Below are 16,294 nucleotides of genomic sequence, written 5' to 3'. Positions count from 1 at the left end.
AATTACCCATGCTGAACAAGCACAGGCTGATGGCTGTAGCCGTTGCACTGGCGTTTTCCGCCGGTTCCGCGCTGGCTGGCGTTTCCCCGCAGGAAGCCGCCAAGCTCGGCGATACCCTGACGCCTTTCGGCGCCGAGAAAGCCGGCAACGCCGCCGGCACCATCCCTGCCTGGACCGGTGGCATCACCCAGGCGCCGGCCGGCTACACCCGCTCGGGCCAGCATCACGTCAATCCCTTCCCGGACGACAAACCGCTGTTCACCATCACCGCGGCCAACCTGAGCCAGTACGAGGCCAACCTGACCCCGGGTCAGATCGCCATGTTCAAGGCTTATCCGGAAACCTATCAGATGCCGGTGTACCAGACCCGCCGCTCCGGCTCCGCGCCGCAGTGGGTCTATGACAACACCATCAAGAACGCCACCAGCGCCCAGCTGGCCGATGGCGGCAACGGCTTCACCAACGCCTATGGCGGTATCCCGTTCCCGATCCCGCAGAACGGCGTGGAAGCGCTGTGGAACCACATCGCCCGCTATCGCGGCACCTACATCGTGCGTCGCGCCTCGGAAGTGGCGGTGCAGCGCAACGGCTCCTACTCGCTGGTCACCTCGCAGCAGGAAGCACTGTTCAAGTACTACCTGCAGAACGGCTCCTTCGCCGATCTGAACAACATCATGTTCTATTACCTGTCGTTCACCACCAGCCCGGCGCGTCTGGCCGGTGGCGCGACCCTGGTTCACGAGACCCTGGATCAGGTCAAGGAGCCACGTCAGGCCTGGGGCTACAACGCCGGCCAGCGCCGTGTGCGTCGTGCGCCGAACCTGGCCTACGACACGCCGATCGCCGCAGCCGATGGCCTGCGTACCGCCGATGACACCGACATGTTCAACGGTGCTCCGGATCGCTACGACTGGAAGCTGGTGGGCAAGAAGGAAATCTACATCCCGTACAACAACTACAAGGTCACCAGCCCTGAGGTTAAGTACAAGGATCTGCTGCAGGTCGGTCACCTGAATCCGGCACTGACCCGTAACGAGCTGCACCGCGTATGGGTGGTCGAGGGCACGCTGAAGTCCGGCGCCCGTCATATCTACTCCAAGCGTACCCTGTTCCTCGACGAGGACAGCTGGCAGGCAGCGGTGGTGGATCAGTACGACGGCCGTGGTGAGCTGTGGCGCGTTTCCATTGCCTACCTGAAAAACTACTACGACCTGCCGACCACCTGGTCCGCGCTCGACGTGTTCCACGATCTGCAGGCGCGTCGTTACCACGTGCAGAACCTGGATAACGAAGAAAGCAACACCATCGACTTCACCCAGGCGGTTCCTGACGACGGTTATTTCAAGCCGGCTGCCCTGCGTCGCCGCGGCACTCGATAATAGTCGTGTAGCCTCAGGCGAAGGCCGCTACAGTAGTAGCGGCCTTTTCGTATCAGCTTGGCGAATAGGCTTCTATAACGCGGGTTTTGCCTTAACAAAACATAACGTCGCGCCAATTGTCAGGGCTTTCCGAAGCTCGCTAGGATGGGCGGAATCAGTAGTACCGCCTATAACAAGAAAGGGGGAAGGTATATGAGTGAGCCCGTCATGCGGCGCACCCAGTCCGGTCTGGCGCCCAAGCAGGCGCGCAAATCGGCGCTCCGTGTCCATTCGCCGCTGGCTAAAGCGCTCTCGCTGTGCAGTGTGCTTTCCATTCTGGCTTTCGCTGCCGCACCCTTGCAGGCTGAGACTACGGCTGGAGCCGATGCCATCTACGCTATCGAGTCGCCCAAGGCCGTACACAGCCTGCTGCTCGATGTCGTCAACACCGGCGAGCGCCTGGTCGCCGTGGGCGACCGCGGCCACATCCTCTATTCCAATGATCAGGGGCAAAGCTGGCAGCAGGCCAAGGTGCCGACCCGGCAGATGCTGACCTCCCTGTTCTTCGTCGACGCCCAGCATGGCTGGGTGGTCGGTCACGATGCGCAGATTCTCGCCACCACCGATGGCGGACTGACCTGGACCAAGCAGTTCGAAGATCTGGAGCGCGAAGCGCCGTTGCTGGATATCTGGTTCAAGGATCTTGAAACCGGTTACGCCGTGGGCGCCTATGGTGCGCTGCTGGAAACCACAGACGGCGGCGAGAACTGGGAAGACGTCAGCGACCGCCTCGACAACGAAGATGCCTATCACCTCAATGCCATCACCGCGGTGAAGGGCGCCGGTCTGTTCATTGTCGGCGAGCTGGGTGGCATGTTCCGCTCGCGCGACTGGGGCGAAACCTGGGAGACCGTCGAAGACAAACCCTACGAGGGCTCGCTGTTCGGCGCGCTGGGCACCGACGAAGCTGGCACGCTGCTGGTCTACGGCCTGCGTGGCCACCTGTTCCGCTCCACCGATTTCGGTGACAGCTGGCAGCAGATCTCCCTCAACACGCCGAACAATGGTCCGCTGGAATTCGGCCTGGCCGATGGCACCCTGCTGCATGACGGCAGCGTCGCCGTGGTCGGCCATGGAGGCACCGTGCTGCGCAGCACGGATCACGGTCAGAGCTTCAGCCTGATCAATCGGCCCGACCGCCTTTCGCTGGCCGGGGTAACTGCACTGGATAACGGCAATCTGATCCTGGTGGGGCAGGGCGGCGTTCACCTCGCCGCCTCGACCGGCGCCGATCTGGGCCAACAATAACAAGCCGGGAGCCTTTGCATGAGCAAGCACCAACAACAGCCTGCGTCTTTCCTCGAGCGGCTGATTTTCAACAATCGCCCGGCGGTGATCCTGATCTGCCTGCTGATCAGCATCTTCCTGTTCTATCAGGCTGCCCAGGTACGTCCGCAGACCAGCTTCGAGAAGATGATTCCGCTGGGTCACCCCTACATCCAGAAGATGCTCGAGCACCGCAACGACCTGGCCAACCTGGGCAACACGGTGCGCATCTCGGTAGAAGCCACCGATGGCGACATCTTCAGCAAGGAGTACATGGAAACGCTGCGGCAGATCCATGACGAGGCCTTCTACATTCCCGGTGTCGACCGCTCCGGCCTGAAGTCGCTGTGGAGCCCCAGCGTGCGCTGGACCGAAGTGACCGAAGAGGGTTTCGCCGGTGGCGAGGTGATCCCGCAGACCTACGACGGTTCTGCCGACAGCCTCGAAGACCTGCGCAGCAACATCCTCAAATCAGGCCAGATTGGCCGTCTGGTGGCGAACAACTTCAAGTCCAGCATCGTCGACGTGCCGCTGCTGGAGTCCTATCCGGACCCGGAGGATCAGAGCAAGCTGATCAAGCTGGACTATCAGAAGTTCTCCCACGAGCTGGAAGAGAAGATTCGCGACAAGTACGAAGCGCAGAACCCCAACGTCGAGGTACACATCATCGGCTTCGCCAAGAAGGTTGGCGACCTGATCGATGGCCTGGTGGGCGTGGCGCTGTTCTTTGCCGTCGCCATCGGCATCACCTTCGTGCTGCTGCTGTGGTTCACCCACTGTTTCAAGAGCACCCTGGCCGTGGTGATCACCACCCTGATCGCCGTGATCTGGCAGCTCGGCCTGCTGCACACTCTGGGCTTCGGTCTCGATCCCTACTCGATGCTGGTGCCGTTCCTGGTGTTCGCCATCGGTATCTCTCACGGGGTGCAGAAGATCAACGGCATCGCCATGGCCTCGGGCGAGGCGACTGATGCTCTGTCCGCCGCGCGCATGGCCTTCCGTCAGCTGTTCATTCCGGGGTTGGTAGCGCTGCTGTCCGACGCCGTCGGTTTCGTCACCCTGCTGCTGATCGATATCGGGGTGATCCGCGAACTGGCCATCGGCGCCTCGATGGGCGTGGCGGTGATCATCCTGACCAACCTGATCCTGCTGCCGGTTCTGATTTCCTATATCGGCATTGGTAAACGCGCGGTGAAGAAGAGTCGCGAGGAGGCCGCGAAGGATCACCCGGTCTGGCGTGCCATTTCCAACTTCGCCCATCCGATGGTGGCACCGATTTCCGTGGTCATCGCCGTGGTGGCGCTGGCTGGCGGCGTCTGGTACGGGCAGAACCTGAAGATCGGCGACCTCGACCAAGGCGCGCCGGAACTGCACCCGGATTCGCGTTATAACCTGGATAACGATTTCGTCATCCGCAACTACTCGACCAGCTCCGACGTGCTGGTAGTGATGATCAAAACGCCCACCGAAGGCTGCTCCACCTACGAAGCGCTGTCGGCTATGGACGAGCTGATGTGGAAGATGGAGAACACCGAAGGTGTGCAGTCGGCCATCTCCATGGTCACGGTGTCCAAGCAGGTGATCAAGGGCATGAACGAGGGCAACCTGAAATGGGAGACCCTGTCGCGTAACCAGGATGTGTTGAACAACTCCATCGCCCGTGCTGAAGGCCTGTACAACGCAGACTGTTCGGTGGCTCCGGTATTGATCTTCCTCGAGGACCACAAGGCAGAAACCCTGTCGCGCGCCGTTACTGCTGCCGAAGAGTTCGCCGCGCAGCACAACACCGAGGAGCTGCAGGTGGTGCTGGCAGCGGGTAACGCCGGTATCGAAGCGGCCACCAACGAGGTGATCGCGGCCTCCGAGACCACCATGCTGATCGCGGTCTACGCGGCGGTGAGCATCATGTGCCTGCTGACCTTCCGTTCGCTGGCTGCGACCCTGTGCGTGATCCTGCCGCTGGTGCTGACCTCGGTGCTGGGTAACGCGCTGATGGCCTTCATGGGCATTGGTGTGAAGGTCGCCACCTTGCCGGTGATCGCCCTGGGTGTGGGTATCGGTGTCGACTACGGCATCTACATCTACAGCCGTCTGGAGACCTATCTGCGTCAGGGGCTGTCGCTGCAGGACGCCTACTACGAGACGCTCAAGTCCACCGGCAAGGCGGTGCTGTTCACCGGCGTCTGCCTGGCCATCGGCGTGGCGACCTGGATCTTCTCGGCGATCAAGTTCCAGGCCGACATGGGGCTGATGCTGACCTTCATGTTCCTGTGGAACATGATCGGCGCGATCTGGCTGCTGCCGGCTCTGGCCCGCTTCCTGATCAATCCGGAGAAGCTGCGCGCCAAGGGCTGATGCCCGTTGCGTAAGACGAGAACCGCGGCCCTGGCCGCGGTTTTTTGTTTTAAGGCTTTGCAGTGACGAGACGGTCTCGCTCAAAGGCTGCATGGCCTGCCTGAGCCAACCGGTAGCCCGGATGAAATCCGGGGCTTCGCCGGCAACTATGCCGACAAGGCCAGGGTCAGGCTACGTGAGAGCGTTCACGGCTATCAACCAGGCGAATGCTCGATTGCCGGACAGGGCGCCGCCCTGATGGGCACAGTGCCGTGATCGATTCAGCGATGCGCACCCCACCAGGTGCACGCCTCGGACTGCATATCCTGCAAGCCCATCGCGCGCCTAGCGCGGATACAGCGGCGGCAGTGCGCTGCTGTCCTGCGGCGCAGCGCTCGGCTCCTGTGCGGCGGGCAGGTTGCGAATGGCTTTCCACAGCTCCTCGCCCTGCCATTGCTGGCCAGTTTCGCTGTACAGCGCGCCGTTGAGGCCGTCCAGCGCGTCGGACAGCGGTACGTAGCGCGCCGCCATATCGGCGAGCGTCTCCGGCTGCTGCCGCGCCCAGGCATCAAGGGCATGGCGGGTCGCCTGGGCGTCGCCAGCCTGACAGGCGCGTTTGAGGTCGTCGAGCAGCGTGCGCGGGCTCGGGCCCGCCTGTGCCGCGCGCTGGATCGCCGGTTGCCGGCGGGCATGCCACCACAGGCCGAAGCCCAGCAGGGTGGTCAGACTCAGCAGTGCGCAGGCCAGTTGCCAGGGCCACAGCTCCGGCCCTTCGATCACCTGAGTCGTCACCATCGGGGTGTTGGGTTGCTCGTCGTTTTGCAGTTGCGGATTTTCCGCAACCTGCAGACTGCGGGCGGCTAGGGTGGTGCGCTCCAGCGTGTCGGTCTGGGTATTCCACCACAGCACTTCCAACGGTGGCAGGTCGAAGCTGCCGGCGCGGCTGGGCACCAGCGCTTCGCGCTCTTCGCGGGTGCCGACGATGCCGTTCTCGCTTTTCTGGTCGTCCATCTGCGGCTGATCCGGATAACGCCGCAGGCCGTCGACCTGGGTTGCCGGCAACGGCGGCAGCTGGGCGCTGGAGAGGCCATCGACCTTGACAATCAGGCGGCGGGTCAGCGAGTCGCCGACCTGGCTTTGTTGCGGTTGCGGATTCCAGGTTTCCGCCAGCCCCAGGGCTCGTGCCGGTAGCCAGGGCGCGTCAGCCGGGTAGTCGGCCGGCTTGGGTTTGACCTGCAGGGGAATGTCCGGAGATTTGACCCGCGTGACCTTGCCGGTGCGCGGGCCGAAGGGCAGAAAGTCGTTATTGCGCGAGCGGTCGACCAGCGTGGCACTGAAGGTTTGCCCGGGAATCACCAGTTGGCCACTGCGCTGCGGATAGATGGCGTATTGCAGTTCGATCACGCCGTGCAGCACGCCACCGATGCTTTTCTCATAGGTGCGCGGCTCGCCCAGTTGTTCAGCGCGGGCGTCCTCTATGCGCAGAGGCGTCAGGTTGCTGTCGTCATACATCGAAACCGAGTGGTAGATGCGCAGGGTCAGCACCGCCTGGGCCTGCACGTAGACGCTTGGCTGATCGAGGCTGGCATCGATGAATACCGGCGCGAGCTTGCCGCCATCGCCAGCGCTAACGGCTTCCTCGACATTGAGCACGATCGGCAGGGTTTCGGCATCTTCCAGGCGAATCGCCGGGATCGTCACTTCGCCGCTGCGCCGTGGCTGCAGGGTCAGGATCCAGCGCGTGCTGGCACGTGGCGTGTCACCGATGCTGCTCAGGCGGTTGACCTGACGGCTGCCGAGAATCTCGAAATCCTGCTCCAGCGGGCTCAGGTCGGGGCGGCCGAAGCGGGTCGGATCGGTCGACTCCAGTGTCAGCACCACGGTCTCGCCTTCGCTCAGGCGGGTGCGGTCGACACTGGCGAAGAAGGTTTCGGCGTGGGCCTGCCCCGCAAGCAGTAGGAGAAGCAGGAAGACCAGAGGCTTCATGGTTTCGGGTCCTGACGCTGTTGCTGTTCATACCAGAATTTGCGCCGCAGCAGTTCGGCCGGGTCGTCCGGAATCTGCCGCAGCCATTGTTCCAGCGCTTGCCGGCGCTCTGCCGCAGTGCCCAGATCAGCTTCCGCAAGAGGCTGCTCGACGGGTTCTGCATCGCCTGGGCTCGCACTGTCGGTGCCGGGCTCGCTGTCTTCCCCAGCGCTATTGGCGGTGCCTTGTGTTTGGTCGTTCTCACTGTTCTCGCCGCTGCTGCCTGGCTGGGCAGGTTGCGCCGTGTTGTTCTCGGCCGTTTGACCGGCCGGCGATTCTCTCACCTCCGGCTGCTCGTGGGCGGGTTGGTGCTGCTCCTCCGAATCGCCAGTGCCGGGCTGCTGCTGGTGCTCGCGCTGGCGCAGCGCTTGTTCCACCAATGCCTTGTTATGCTGCGCGGCGGCCAGCTCCGGCTGGCGCTCCAGCGCCTGCTCGTAGGCATCCAGCGCTGCCTCCAGCTCGCCGGCCTTGGCCAGCGCATTGCCGCGATTGTAATGATCGGCGGCGCTGTCACCCTTGGCGAAACGCTGCGCGGCGGCGGAATAATCCTCGGCCTCGAAGAGCGCCTTGCCTTGCCACTGCGGGTCGATGAAGCGTTGCGCCGCCTCGGCCGGGCGTTGTGCCTGCAGCAGGCGCTGGCCTTGCTGATCGGGGCGCAGCCAGAGATCCTCGAACTCGAAGGCCTGGCTGCTTTGCGGCGGCAGTATCAACAGCAGCGGCAGGCAGAACAGCCAGCCTCGACGACCGGCGCAGGCAGCCAGCAACAGCAGCGGCAGCAACAGCCAATAGCCCTGGTCGAGATGGCTGTCGAGCTGAGTAGGCTCACCCGCAGCGCGCATGGCCTGCGGGCCGTCGAGCAGGCCCAGACTGCGCAAGTCGTCGTCATCCAGGCGCATCGCCGCGTAGCGGCCAGCGTGGGCCTTCGCCGCCTCCCGCAGGCTGCGGGCATCGAGACGCGGAATCATGATGGCGCCGCGCGAGTCCTTGAGAAAGCTGCCGTCTTCCTGCGCCACGGGGGCGCCTTCGCGGCTGCCCACGCCGAGCACCAGCAGCGGCACTGAGCGCTTGGCCAGCGCCTGCTGAATGCCGCTGCGTTCCTCGTCATCCAGGGCGCTGCTGATCAGCAGCAGGCGGCCCTGACCCAGTTGTGCCTGGTCGAGCAGTTGCAGCGCCCGCGCCACGGCCAGGTCAGCGCGACGGCCCGGCTCGGGCATCAGCGAGGGTTTCAGCGCCTCGAGCAGATTGCGGCTGGTGGCCAGGTCGTCTGACAGCGGCACCAGGTTGTGTGCGCTACCGGCATAGACGATGATCGCCGTCTGCGCATCGCGGCGTGCTTCGAGCAGGTCGAGTAACTTGCGCCGGGTCTGTTCCAGGCGGTTGGGGCGGCCGTCGGTGGCGAGCATCTGCGGCGTCAGCTCGAGCAGAATCACCAACGGATCGGCAGGCTTCTGGTTGCTCTGCTCGACGCGCTGCCAGCTGGGGCCGAGCAGTGCCAGCACAGCCAGCAGCCAGGCCAGGCCGAGTGTCAGCCATGGCAATTTGCTCGAGCGGCCGCTGCCGCCCTTGAGCAGCGCCTGATGGAACGCAGGCGGCAACAGCAGCTGCCAGCGCCCGCTCTGCCGTTCGCGATGCCACAGGCGCCAGAGCAGCCAGGCCAGCACGGGCACGGCCAGCAGCCACAATGGGCGCAGCCATTCCGGCCAGAGCAGACTCATGCCCGCCTCCTTAGCCGCTGCAGCAGGTCAGGCCAGAGCACCTGGCCGACCAGCAGCAGCGAGCCCAGCAGAGCCAGCGCCAGTGGCCAGGCGTAGAGCGCCATGGCCGGGCGGGCGAGGGTGGGTTGCTGGGCGACCGGCTCGAGGCTATCGAGGGTCAGCTCGATCTGCTCCAGCTCAGCCTGATTGCGCGCGCGGAAGTACTCGCCGCCGGTGGTGTCGCTGATCGCGCGCAGGCTGGTTTCATCCAGATCCAGCGCGCTGAAACCGAAGGTGCCGAAAGCGCCGCTTTGTTGTGGATCGGCGCCGATGCCGATGGTGTAGATGCGCACGCCCTCATCGGCGGCCAGTTGCGCGGCGACCATCGGATCGATCTCGCCACCGTTGTTCGCGCCATCGGTAATCAGCACCAGCACCCGGCTTTGCGCGGGGCGTTGACGCAGGCGTTTGACGGCCAGGCCGATGGCGTCGCCGATGGCGGTGTTCTTGCCGGCGATGCCGATCAGCGCCTCGTCCAGCCAGGTGCGCACCGTCTGACGGTCGAAGGTCAGCGGCGCCTGCAGATAGGCCTGGCTGCCGAACAGGATCAGGCCGACGCGATCGCCTCGGCGACCTTCGATGAAGTCGCCGAGCAGGCGTTTGACCAGCTCAAGGCGACTGATGGGTTCGTCGTCCCACTGCATGTCGGCGTAATCCATGGAGCCCGAGACATCCACCGCCAGCAGCAGATCACGGCCGCTGGCCGGCAGCGGCAGCGGTTCACCGACCCACTGCGGCCGCGCGGCGGCGCACAACAGCAGGCACCAGAGCAGGACCAGCGGCGCCTGCTGGCGCCAGCTGGGCAGGGCGGCGCGGGCGCGGCGACCGCTCAGAGCCTGCAGCTCGTCCAAAAAGCCGACACGTAATGCGGCGTCACCGCTGTCGGCCGCGGGCAGCAGCAGACGCAGCAGCCAGGGCAGCGGCGCGAGCAGAAAGATCCAGGGCCAGGCGAACTCAAACATGCTTGCGAATCCAGGTGGCGACGGCCTGATCGAGTTCCGCGATGGCTTTGTCGCTCAGCGTGCATTGTGGCCTGTAGCCGCCATCGACGAGGATCATCCAGCGGGTCAGGCCCGCTGCCGGGCAGCGGTTGTCGAGAAAGGCCAGCCAGGCTCGGCTGCTCAGGGTGTGGCTGGCGCTGTCCGGGTAGCGTTCGCGGCACAGGCGCTTGAGCAGGGCGTTGAGCTGCTGCAGCCAGGGGCCGGCAGGGGCGCCGTCATAGGGTTTGCGCAAGGTGGCCAGCTCGTCGAGCGCCGCCTGGCGCAGTGGGTCGAGCGCCTGCTCCGCTGCCGCTTTGGGCGGTCGACGCCGCCAGTTGCGCAGCAGGCGCCACAGTCCCCACCCCACCAACGGCAGCAATACGGCGAGCAACCACCAGCCCGGTGCCGGTGGCCACCAGGGCACTGGGGCCGGGTCGATCAGCGGCTGCAACTGGTCGATGGGGTTCATAGGGATCTTCTCGCGTGCAGGGTGCTGAGCTGTTCCTGCAGCTGCTCGACCAGTTCGAGCTGCGTGCTCAAAGGCAGCAGCGGCACACCGAGTTTCTGCGCCAGACGCTGCCAGCGCGCCTCACGCGCCTGGGCCTGGGCACGATAAGCCTGGCGCAGGTCGCCGTTGTGGCTGTCCAGTTCCAGCTGTGCGCCACCTTGGGTAAAACGCAGCAGACCGGCTGCCGGCAGAGCGTGATCGAGTGGATCGGACAGCGGCAGCAGCAGCAGGTCGGTGTGGCGCGCGAGCAGCGTCAACTGCTGCTCGGCATTGTCGCTGAGGGCACGCTCATCGCACAGTACGATCACCAGGCTACCCGGTCGCAGCACCTCGCGGGCGCGACGCAGGGCCAGGCCGAAGTTGTCGCGGCCGGCACTGGCCTGGCTCTCTGGGCCCAGCGCCTGGTTGGCGCGGGCCAGCAGGTTGAGCAGTTGCAGCAGACTCTGCTTGCTGCGCCGTGGTTTGACCTCGTGATGCTCGTTGTCGGCGAATACCAGGCCGCCGATGCGGTCGTTGTGGCCCAGCGCGGCCCAACCGATCAGCGCTGCGGCGCGCGCAGCCAGCACCGACTTGAAGCACAGGCCGGAGCCGAAGAACAGGCGCTGGCTCTGTTCGCTGATGATGAAGATGGGGCGCTCGCGCTCCTCATGGAACAGCTTGGTGTGCGGCTCCTGGGTGCGCGCGGTGACGCGCCAGTCGATGGTGCGCACGTCGTCGCCCGGTTGGTAGACGCGCACCTGGTCGAAGTCCACACCACGGCCGCGCAGCTTGGAATGATGCAGGCCCGTCAGCGGGCTGCGCCGGGCCGGAGTGGAGAACAGCGGCACCTCATGCACCTTGTGGCGCATGTCGATGAGCTCGCCGAGGCTGATATGGATGCCGGGGTTGCCGGCCGGGGCTTGCATGGGCTTCAGCCCGTAGCCCGGATGCAATCCGGGAAGGCAGCGTGATCAGTCCCGGATTGCATGCGGGCTACGCGGGACGAGCGCAGGTCGCGCGGTTGCATCAGGCCACCGCCACCACGTCGAGGATGCGCTGGATCACGCGATCCTGATCGACGCCCGAGGCTTCGGCCTCGAAGGACAGGATGATGCGGTGGCGCAGCACGTCGAACAGCACCGCCTGGATATCTTCCGGGCTGACGAAGTCGCGCCCGGCCAGCCAGGCATGAGCACGCGCGCAGCGATCGAGGGCGATGGAACCGCGCGGGCTGGCGCCATAGGCGATCCAGTCGGCCAGCTCGGCGTCGAACTTGGCTGGGGTACGGCTGGCCATTACCAGTTGCACCAGGTACTCCTCCACGGCATCAGCCATGTACAGGCCGAGGATTTCCTTGCGTGCGGCGAACACCGCCTGCTGGCTGACCCGGTGCTCGGGTTTGGCTTCGCCATTGAGCGCATCGCCACGGGCCTGGGCGAGGATCTTGCGCTCCACCGCCGCATCGGGAAAACCGATCTTCACGTGCATCAGGAAGCGGTCGAGCTGCGCTTCGGGCAGCGGATAGGTGCCTTCCTGCTCGATGGGGTTCTGCGTGGCCATGACCAGAAACAGCGGCGACAGGTCATAGGTCGAGCGGCCTACGGAAACCTGGCGTTCGGCCATGGCCTCGAGCAGCGCCGACTGCACCTTGGCCGGGGCGCGGTTGATCTCGTCGGCCAGCACCAGATTGTGGAAGATCGGCCCCTGCTGGAACACGAAACTGCCGGTTTCCGGGCGATAGATCTCGGTGCCGGTGATGTCCGCAGGCAGCAGGTCCGGGGTGAACTGGATGCGATGGAACTCGCCTTCGATGCCTTCGGCCAGCTCCTTGATCGCCTTGGTCTTGGCCAGGCCGGGGGCGCCTTCGACCAGCAGGTGGCCGTCGGCGAGCAGGGCGATCAGCAGGCGCTCGATGAGCTTGTCCTGGCCGAGAATCTGGGTGGAGAGAAATTGGCGTAACGCGACCAGCGCTTCACGGTGTTCCATCGTCGGGCTCTTCTGGCGGATGAGCGGGCTTGCGAAGCCGCGCGTGCAGACCGCCGACTTTAATGCATTTGCCTCTTCAGCCGCTATCAGCGGCGCTGGTCATGAACGCTCTGGCAACAGAAATGCGAGGCAGGTCGCCAGCGCCCACCGTCGTCCAGGACGGAGCTTATTGCCACTGCGCCAGTAGCCGGCGCTGGGCAAGCTGTGCGCGGTCCTGGGTGATGGGCGCCAGGTACAGCGTCTGGCCTGGCAGGCATTGCGCCAGCCGCGCCACGGCCTGCGGCGTCAGCGCACCCAGGCGCGGGTAGCCGCCGATGGTCTGGCGGTCGTTGAGCAGGACGATCGGCTGGCCATCCGGCGGCACCTGGACGGCGCCCAGGGGAATGCCCTCGGAGATCATCGAGCTACGTTGGCATTGCAGCTGCGGACCGTTGAGACGAATGCCCATGCGGTCGGCACGCTGGTCGATCAGCCACTCGCTGTTGAACGCATCGAACAGACTCTGGCCGCGGAAGTCGCCGATCTGCGCGCCCAGCACCAGCTGCAGGCGGGGCGTGCTCTGGTACTCGGGAATGTACTCGGCGGGCATCTGCCTCGTTGCCTTGGCGCTGCTGCTCCAACCCAGGGCATCGCCGACAGCGATGGCGCGGCCATCGCCGTGCAAACCACCGAGGCCTTCGCGCAGCATGCTGGCGCAGCTGCCAAGCACCAGCGGCGCCTGCAATCCACCTGGAGCGGCCAGGTAGGCGCGCGCGCCCTGGCGCGGTTGGGCGAAGCTCAGGCGCTGGCCCTTGCGCACGTCGAAGCTGCGCCAGGGCGCCAGCGGCTGATCGTCCAGCCGTGCGCCGAGGTCGGCCCCGGTCAGCGCCAGTGTGGCGTCGCGAGTGCATTCGAACTCGACGTTGCCCAGGGTGATCTCCACCACCGCGGCGGTGAGCGGGTTGCCCAGCAGCCAGTTGGCCCAGCGATGGGCGATCCAGTCCAGGGCGCCGCACTGGGTTACGCCGAGATGGCGAACACCGAAGCGGCCAGCATCCTGCAGGTGAATGAAAGGGCTGCTGCGCAATACACGCAGGCCGCCATCGATGGCGCTCATTGGTTGGCCTCCAGCGGACTGTCATCACCGCCCAGGCGGACGAATTCGGCGCGCTCGATGGGCACGAAGCGCACGCGATCACCCGGTTGCAGCAGGCTGTAACCCTCGATATCGCTGCCGAACAGGCGGCTTGGTGTGCGCCCGATGAGGTTCCAGCCGCCGGGGGAAACTGCCGGGTACGCGGCCGTCTGCCGTTCGGCGATGCCGACGCTGCCGGCGGCGATGCGCTTGCGCGGCGTGCTCAGGCGCGGCGCGGCGAGAATTTCCTCGACCAGGCCCATGAAAGCGAAGCCGGGCGCGAAACCCAGGGCGAATACCTGATAGGCATGGCCACTGTGCCGGGCGATCACTTCGGCTTCGCTGAGTCCGCTGCGCCGGGCGAGCAGTTGCAGCTCCGGGCCGACGCTGCGGTCGTACCAGGTGGGCAACTGGTGTTCGCGGCCGCCCTGCAGATCGCCAGGCTGCAAGCCATCGAGCGCCCCGGCGATCTTCGCTCGCGCCTGCTCGCTGTCGAGCTGGCACAGGTCGTAGTGCAGCAGCAGCGTAGTGTAGGAGGGCACCAGATCGATCAGCGCGTTGCCGAACGCCTCCTGCAGACGTGCACGCGCCGCCAGCATCCACGGCAGGTTGGCTTCATCGATATGGTCGAACAGGCGCAGGATCAGGCTGTCGATGCCGGCGACTTCCAGCCGGGCGTGGGGCCCCTTCATGCCTGAACCGGGCCGTCGAGGGGCTGGCGGATATGTTGCACGGCAGCCACCGAGTTATGGCGGGGTGTGGTCCTGGCATCGCGGCCCATGATCCGGGCCCGCAAGCGTGCGCCAACAGCGCAATGCACAAGCATGTCGTTCACGCGGGGCGTTCCTCCTGCGAGCTTTGGTAAGCCATAGTGGCGCGATTGGGGACGGACATGGTCGTCATCCCCTGGCGTCATTTTTCAGCGGCATGTCGGGGGCGTCCAGCAAAAAACAGCCGGCTCAGGCCAGGCGGAACTGGCTGGCGCTGCGTCCCAAGGCGTCCACCTGGGACGACAGCCCCTCGGTGTGACCGCCTAAGGTGTGGCGCAGGTCCTTGCTCTGCCCGGTATGCACATGGATGGTTTCCATCTTGTCGGCAATGTCCTCGGTGGTGGTGGAGACTTCCTCGATGGCCACCACGACCTGATTCATTTCGCCGGTCAGTCGTTCCATCGCCGAGGTGATGGAGGTGATCGCATCCGCCACCTGAGCGGCATGTCGTTCGCTGTCGGCGGCCAGGTTCAGGCCGTTGCTCATCAACTGGTGCATGTGTCGGGTCTGCTGCTGGAATTCACCGACGATGGCGCTGATGTCAGTGGTCGCGGCGACGGTTTTCTGTGCCAGCGAGCGCACCTCATCAGCCACCACCGAGAAGCCTCGACCGGCTTCGCCCGCACGGGCAGCCTCGATGGCCGCATTGAGCGCGAGCAGGTTGGTCTGATCGGCGAGGCTGTTGATCACGTCGACGATACCGTTGACCCGTGCACTGCTTTGGCCGAGGGCGTCGACCTGGCTGTGGGTGTCCTGGATCAGCTGCGCCAGGCGACTCATGCTGTCTAGGCTGGCGGCTATCACCTCGCCGCCGTTGCGCGCCGCATCGTAGGCGCTGGTGGTGGCGCTACCGACTTCCGCGGTGCGTTGCGCCATGTCATTGAGTGTGGCGCTGATCTGGTGCGAGGCCGAGGCGGCCTGCTCGGTCTGCATTTCCACCTGGGTACTGTTGTCGCCCAACTGACGCATGGCATCGCCCAGGTGGTTATGCAGGCGGCTCAGCTCGCCGTTGGCACGCACCACTTCGGCAACGATGCCGCCGATGCCCTGAATCATGCGGTTGGCGGCGTCGGCCAACTGATTGAACTCGTCGCGCGGGTTGCTCCCCACGTACAGCTTGCCGGTGAGATCGCCGGAGGCGACCTGCGTGAGCAGCTGGATCACGTTGCGTAGCCGAGTGACCAGGGTGCGTGAGGCCTGCAGCAGGGTGAAGCAGAGCAGGGCGGCGACGGCGAGGAAACTCAGCCCCATCATCCACAGCGCGGACAGGCGAGCCTGTTCGGCTTCCTGGCTACGCCGCAGCAGCAGGCCGCTTTGCAGCGCTTGCGCCTGTTCATCGATACGCGTCTGCAATTGCTCGCCCAGTTGGCGTAGGCGCTGGTTGGTCGCGTTGATGCGTTCGATATTGCCGTGGATGTCCGCGAAAGCCTGAGCGTAGCCCTGCACATTCTTGCCGATCGGCGTCTGCTCCCATTCGAGGTCCGCAATCTGCTCCTGCAGTTTGCCGATCGCCGTCAGAGCAATCTGGGCGTAGGCCGGATCGAATGTCGACAGATAGTCACGCTGGCTGCTCAGGGCGCTGGCGATAAAGGGCTTGATCAGGTCGAAGCTGATCGCTTCCAACGCCTTGCCCCTCTCCGTCAGCGTTTTGCGCTGGCCTTCGAATGGTGTCAGGCCCAGGGCCTGATTGAGCGTCAGCCACTGGCGTTGCTGAGCCAGTTCCTCGAGCAGCGCGGCCTGGATCTGCTGAGCTTGTTGCAAAGTGACGTCATCTTCCAGAGCCTGGGCTTGCGTCAACAGTTGTCCGATGAGTTCCTGCAATTCGTTGAGCCCATCGTTGAAGTCCTCCTGCCTTTCCGGGGTGATTTGCTGGCGCAGAGCGTTCTGCTGCCACCAGCGGTTCATCAGCTGGGTACTGGCGCTGGCATAGGCAGCCGCCTGTTCTCGCGCCTGCAGCGCGCTGCTGAGACGGTGGCTGGACCATAACGAGGCGGCTGCCATGAGGGTCAGACTGATCAGGGTGAGCGCGATCAGGGCGCGGAATTTTTGTTGCCAGGACAGTGAAAAATTCACGATAAGGCCTCGCCATCTTCTTGTGGATGATTCTTAGGAATCGGCAAGTTGTCATACAACTTGATTAAAAGTCTATGGCTGTGTGGG

Annotated in this window: 12 protein-coding genes; 3 read left to right on the top strand and 9 right to left on the bottom strand. The window is 64.8% G+C overall.

Going from position 1 to position 16,294, the window contains the following annotated elements; genetic code table 11:
• The first annotated feature begins 8 nt into the window (after positions 1-8).
• The 3 genes from GYB81_RS10650 to GYB81_RS10640 all read left to right on the top strand — a co-directional run bounded on the left by GYB81_RS10650 (position 9) and on the right by GYB81_RS10640 (position 5,039).
• A complete protein-coding gene (locus GYB81_RS10650) occupies positions 9-1,379 on the top strand; it encodes a DUF1329 domain-containing protein (protein WP_161866935.1) in 1,371 nt (456 codons plus the stop codon).
• Positions 1,380-1,571: 192 nt separating this feature from the next.
• A complete protein-coding gene (locus GYB81_RS10645; RefSeq protein WP_438810706.1) occupies positions 1,572-2,666 on the top strand; it encodes a WD40/YVTN/BNR-like repeat-containing protein in 1,095 nt (364 codons plus the stop codon).
• An 18-nt stretch (positions 2,667-2,684) separates the two neighbouring features.
• Complete coding sequence (locus GYB81_RS10640; RefSeq protein WP_161866934.1) at positions 2,685-5,039, top strand: efflux RND transporter permease subunit; 2,355 nt, start codon at positions 2,685-2,687, stop codon at positions 5,037-5,039.
• A gap of 324 nt (positions 5,040-5,363) precedes the next feature.
• Here the strand turns inward: GYB81_RS10640 and GYB81_RS10635 are convergent, their stop codons facing one another.
• From GYB81_RS10635 to GYB81_RS10595, 9 genes are all read right to left on the bottom strand, one after another.
• Entirely contained in the window at positions 5,364-7,004 is a 1,641-nt protein-coding gene (locus tag GYB81_RS10635; RefSeq protein ID WP_161866933.1) for a BatD family protein, read from the bottom strand.
• The gene (locus tag GYB81_RS10630) at positions 7,001-8,758 is read right to left on the bottom strand and encodes a VWA domain-containing protein (protein WP_161866932.1); all 1,758 of its coding nucleotides are present in this window, start codon (positions 8,756-8,758) and stop codon (positions 7,001-7,003) included. Before GYB81_RS10630 ends, GYB81_RS10635 begins: the two co-directional genes overlap by 4 nt.
• On the bottom strand, positions 8,755-9,759 hold the full coding sequence (locus GYB81_RS10625; RefSeq protein WP_161866931.1) for a vWA domain-containing protein: 1,005 nt from the start codon (positions 9,757-9,759) through the stop codon (positions 8,755-8,757). Before GYB81_RS10625 ends, GYB81_RS10630 begins: the two co-directional genes overlap by 4 nt.
• Entirely contained in the window at positions 9,752-10,246 is a 495-nt protein-coding gene (locus GYB81_RS10620; protein WP_161866930.1) for a DUF4381 domain-containing protein, read from the bottom strand. The genes GYB81_RS10625 and GYB81_RS10620 overlap by 8 nt, the downstream gene beginning before the upstream one ends.
• On the bottom strand, positions 10,243-11,190 hold the full coding sequence (locus tag GYB81_RS10615) for a DUF58 domain-containing protein (protein WP_161866929.1): 948 nt from the start codon (positions 11,188-11,190) through the stop codon (positions 10,243-10,245). Before GYB81_RS10615 ends, GYB81_RS10620 begins: the two co-directional genes overlap by 4 nt.
• A gap of 100 nt (positions 11,191-11,290) precedes the next feature.
• The gene (locus tag GYB81_RS10610; RefSeq protein WP_074856748.1) at positions 11,291-12,250 is read right to left on the bottom strand and encodes an AAA family ATPase; all 960 of its coding nucleotides are present in this window, start codon (positions 12,248-12,250) and stop codon (positions 11,291-11,293) included.
• A 166-nt stretch (positions 12,251-12,416) separates the two neighbouring features.
• Positions 12,417-13,346, bottom strand: coding sequence for a 5-oxoprolinase subunit C family protein (locus GYB81_RS10605; protein WP_161866928.1), 930 nt, complete (start codon positions 13,344-13,346; stop codon positions 12,417-12,419).
• Positions 13,343-14,056 (bottom strand): 5-oxoprolinase subunit B family protein, encoded by a 714-nt coding sequence (locus GYB81_RS10600; protein ID WP_161866927.1) that lies wholly within the window; start codon positions 14,054-14,056, stop codon positions 13,343-13,345. The genes GYB81_RS10605 and GYB81_RS10600 overlap by 4 nt, the downstream gene beginning before the upstream one ends.
• A gap of 267 nt (positions 14,057-14,323) precedes the next feature.
• Positions 14,324-16,207 carry a methyl-accepting chemotaxis protein gene (locus tag GYB81_RS10595; protein ID WP_161866926.1) on the bottom strand — a complete coding sequence of 628 codons (1,884 nt, stop codon included), beginning with the start codon at positions 16,205-16,207 and terminating at the stop codon, positions 14,324-14,326.
• Between the last annotated feature and the right edge of the window lie 87 nt (positions 16,208-16,294).

This window comes from Pseudomonas yangonensis, assembly GCF_009932725.1.
GTDB classification, from domain to species: domain Bacteria; phylum Pseudomonadota; class Gammaproteobacteria; order Pseudomonadales; family Pseudomonadaceae; genus Aquipseudomonas; species Aquipseudomonas yangonensis.
This window is presented reverse-complemented; position numbering and strand designations above follow the sequence as displayed.